Source organism: Pelomicrobium sp., assembly GCF_036803785.1.
In the GTDB taxonomy this organism is placed as follows: Bacteria; Pseudomonadota; Gammaproteobacteria; order Burkholderiales; family UBA6910; genus Pelomicrobium.
In genome coordinates, this window is the sequence record NZ_DAIRTR010000194.1 from 1 (window position 1) to 3,962 (window position 3,962).

Consider the following 3,962-nt stretch of genomic DNA (forward strand, 5'->3'; position numbering starts at 1 on the left):
ATACTCTTCATCGACGAGCTCCACACCATGGTCGGGGCGGGCAAGGCCGAGGGGGCGATCGATGCCGGCAACATGCTGAAGCCCGCGCTCGCCCGGGGCGAGCTGCACTGCATCGGCGCGACCACCTTGGATGAATACCGTAAGTACATCGAGAAGGACGCCGCCTTGGAGAGGCGCTTCCAGAAAGTGATGGTGGACGAGCCCACCGTGGAGGAAACCATCGCTATTCTGCGCGGCTTGCAGGAGAAGTACGAGCTGCACCACGGCGTAGAGATCACCGATCCGGCCATCGTGGCCGCTGCCGAGCTTTCCCACCGCTACATCACCGACCGGTTCCTGCCGGACAAGGCGATCGACCTGATCGACGAGGCGGCGGCACGCATCCGCATGGAGATCGACTCCAAGCCGGAGGAGATGGACCGCCTGGAGCGACGCCTGATCCAGCTCAAGATCGAGCGGGAAGCGGTGAAGAAGGAAAAGGACGAGGCATCCCGCAAGCGCCTGCAGCTCTTGGAAGAGGAGATCACCAAGCTGGAGAAGGAATATTCGGACCTGGAAGAGATCTGGAAGGCAGAAAAGGCCCAGGTCGCTGGCGCGCAGCACATCAAGGAGGAGCTGGACAAGCTGAAACTGGAAATGGAAGCGGCCAAGCGTAAGGGCGACTGGCAGAAGGTCTCCGAAATCCAATACGGAAAAATCCCTCAGCTCGAAGCCCAGCTCAAGCAAGCGGAAAGCGGCGCGGGCAAGAAGCAGTTTCGGCTGTTGCGCACCCAGGTGGGTGCCGAGGAGGTGGCCGAGGTGGTGTCCCGCTGGACCGGCATCCCCGTCTCCAAGATGATGGAAGGGGAGCGGGAGAAGCTACTCCACATGGAGGAGCGGCTGCATCAGCGGGTAGTGGGCCAGGACGAGGCCGTGCGGCTCGTCTCCGATGCCATCCGCCGCTCTCGGGCAGGCCTTTCCGACCCGAACCGGCCTTACGGCTCGTTCCTATTCCTCGGACCCACCGGTGTAGGCAAGACCGAGCTGTGCAAGGCGCTCGCCGAGTTTCTGTTCGACTCGGAAGAGCACTTGATCCGACTCGACATGAGCGAATACATGGAGAAGCACTCGGTGGCCCGGTTAATCGGCGCCCCGCCGGGCTACGTGGGTTACGAGGAAGGCGGTCAGCTCACTGAGCAGGTGCGCAGAAAGCCTTACTCGGTGATCCTGCTGGATGAAGTGGAGAAGGCCCATCCGGAAGTGTTCAACGTGCTTCTCCAGGTACTGGACGACGGGCGGCTCACCGACGGGCAAGGGCGCACCGTGGACTTCCGCAACACGGTCGTGGTGATGACCTCTAACTTGGGGTCCCACATGATCCAGCAGATGGCGGGGGACGACTACCAGGTGATCAAGCTGGCGGTGATGGCGGAGGTGAAGAATTATTTCCGGCCCGAGTTCATCAACCGCATCGACGAGGTGGTGGTGTTCCACGCCCTGGACGAGAAGCACATCAAGGAGATCGCCCATATCCAGCTCGGCTACCTGCGCAAACGGTTGGCGGCGATGGACATGGGGTTGGAAGTGACGGAGGCAGCCCTCGCCGAACTTGCCAAGGTGGGCTTTGATCCGACCTACGGAGCGCGCCCGTTGAAGCGGGCGATCCAGCAGCGGATCGAAAATCCCTTGGCCAGGCTGATCCTGGAAGGCCGCTTCGGGCCGAAGGACCAGATTCGGGTGGACGTGGCGGGCAGCGAGTTCGTGTTCACCAAGGCGCAGCAGCAGGCTGCGGCGGCGGCATGAAGAAGGCGCTTTACGCAGCCGACGGCTGAACGAGCGGGGAGGGTGCGTGCTCTCCGCTCGCCCGCAGCTGCCGCCACCATTCGGCGGCGGCGGTCTGGGTCCACGGGTGCCAGGCGCAGAGCACGTGGAGCACCATGAGCAGCTCTTCCATGCGCTGAGGACGTGCGGCAGGGTCCTTGTCCAGGCAGCGCACTACCAGGTCGTCCAGCTCTTGAGGAATGTCCTGGGCCCCGCGCTCAGACGGCCGCGGCGGCGGGGCGCTTAGCACCTGGTGGGTCAGGTCCAGATCGGTTTGTGCTTCGTACAGCCGCTGCCCCGTGAGCAGGAAGAAGCCCACTGCTCCCACCGAATAGATGTCGGAGCGGGGGTCAGCCTGCCCAGGGTTACGAATGCGCTCCGGCGCCATGTATAAGGGCGTGCCCAGGATGCGCAGGGCGCGGGTGAGGTCCCGCGGGTCGGGCTTGTCCAGGTCCTTCACTAGCCCGAAGTCCAGGACTTTCACCACGTCGAATTCCCCACCCCGCTCGCACAGCATGATGTTTTGCGGCTTGACATCCCGGTGCACCAGTCCTTTCCCATGAGCTTCCCGTAGCGACCCGCACAGCTGCCGCAGGATGTGAATCACCCGGGGCACAGGCACTGCCCCGTCGCGGGCTACCAGGAGGTCCAGCGTGATGCCGTTCAGGTATTCCATGGCATAAAAAAAGACCCCATCGGGGGAGCGGCCATAGTCGTAGATCTCGATGGTGTTGGGATGGGAGAGCTGGCTCGCGAGCCGCACCTCCCGCTCGAAACGGGCGATCATCTCGTCGGTGGCCACGGCAGGCTTCAGGATCTTGACCGCCGTGGGCCGTTTGAGAAGCGCATGGGTGGCGAGATAGACCCGACTCATGCCCCCCTCGCCGAGCTCCCGCTCCAGCTTGTACGGCCCGAGCTGGCGCGCTTCGCCCACCTGACGCTTGAGCCGGGCGACGAGCAGTGACGAACCGAGCGCCGCCAGCAGGGACAGGACGAATAGCCCGAACAGGGTGCCGAACATGACGTTGAGATAGGCGAGGGGCGCGAAGGCCTCCCGGGCGCTGACTTCTACCGCCACGCCCATATCGTATTCTGGCAGCCACTTCCACGCGCCGATCACGTGGGCCCCACGGTAGTTGCGGTACGGCTCCACCAGGACGCCCTGCTGCTCCTTAAGGTCGGATTTGAGGCGGCTCGCCACGGCCAGCGCCGCCAGCCGGGTGAGAGGCCAGGCATTCGGCTCCAGCTCGGGCACATACCCGGCGGCTAGATCGCCGCCGGGATCGCGCACTTGCACGGCGAGGGCGGAACGGGCGTCGGGGGACTGGGGCAGGAGGCCCAAGCGCCTGAGGGCTTCGTCGAAACGGCTCTCGGAGAGCATCAGACCACTTTCATCGAAAGCATACAGCTCCATGGTTTTCTCTGGATGCGCCACCTTAAGAAGGTGGGTGAACTCCTCGTCGGCGAAACGGGCGAAACCTAAGGCGGCGATTACTTCGCCCCGGTCGTTGCGCACCGGCGCCTCGATCCACAGCACGGGGCGCCGGAAGAAGGGCAAGGGCGGGGCATTAAGGCGCTGCTCTTCCCGCAGCGGGCGCACGAAGCGGGTCTCTCCTTGGAACACCGGTTCCAGGCGGTCGAGGGCCGCACCCGACAAGCGGACACCTGCGTACTCGCGAAACCGGGTGGCGATGATCATCCCGCTCCGATCGATCACCTGGGCGCTGACGTTGCCCGAGTCGCGGATCACGGGCGAGAGGGTTTCGAACAACTGCGCCCGGGCGGGCGATTCCCATAGGCGGGCCGGGTCCCGGTTCAGGTGGACGAGCTGGGCCACGGCTTCCCGAACCCGGGGATGCTGGGCCCAGCGGTCGGCCTCCTGTTTTTTTTCCTCGATCCAGATTTCGAGCCCCCTCACTTCCGCACCGAGCACCGTGGAGAGCTCGGAGGCGCGAATCTCTTGGAGGGATCCGCGCACGCCCTGGTAGGTCCAGGCGCCCAGCCCCCCGATGGCCGCCAGGGTGAGGGCGAACGCCAGGCTGCGACGCCAGGGGGTTGCGAAGAGCAGGGCTGTGAGGGACGCGTGCCGGTTCCTGCCCGTCGCGGGTGCGCAGAGCTCGGTGCGGGTGATCTGCTCGGGGTCGGCGGAGGGGGACATGGAG

Annotated in this window: 2 protein-coding genes; one reads left to right on the forward strand and one right to left on the reverse strand. The window is 64.8% G+C overall.

Translation table 11 applies throughout. The annotated features are described in order from the left end of the window. Positions 1–1,782, forward strand: a 1,782-nt coding sequence (locus V7Q81_RS15010; RefSeq protein WP_333844911.1) for an AAA family ATPase, incomplete at its 5' end; no start/stop codon positions are given. A gap of 10 nt (positions 1,783–1,792) precedes the next feature. Here V7Q81_RS15010 and V7Q81_RS15015 read toward each other — a convergent pair. Then, positions 1,793–3,962, reverse strand: a 2,170-nt coding sequence (locus tag V7Q81_RS15015) for a serine/threonine protein kinase (protein WP_333844914.1), incomplete at its 5' end; no start/stop codon positions are given.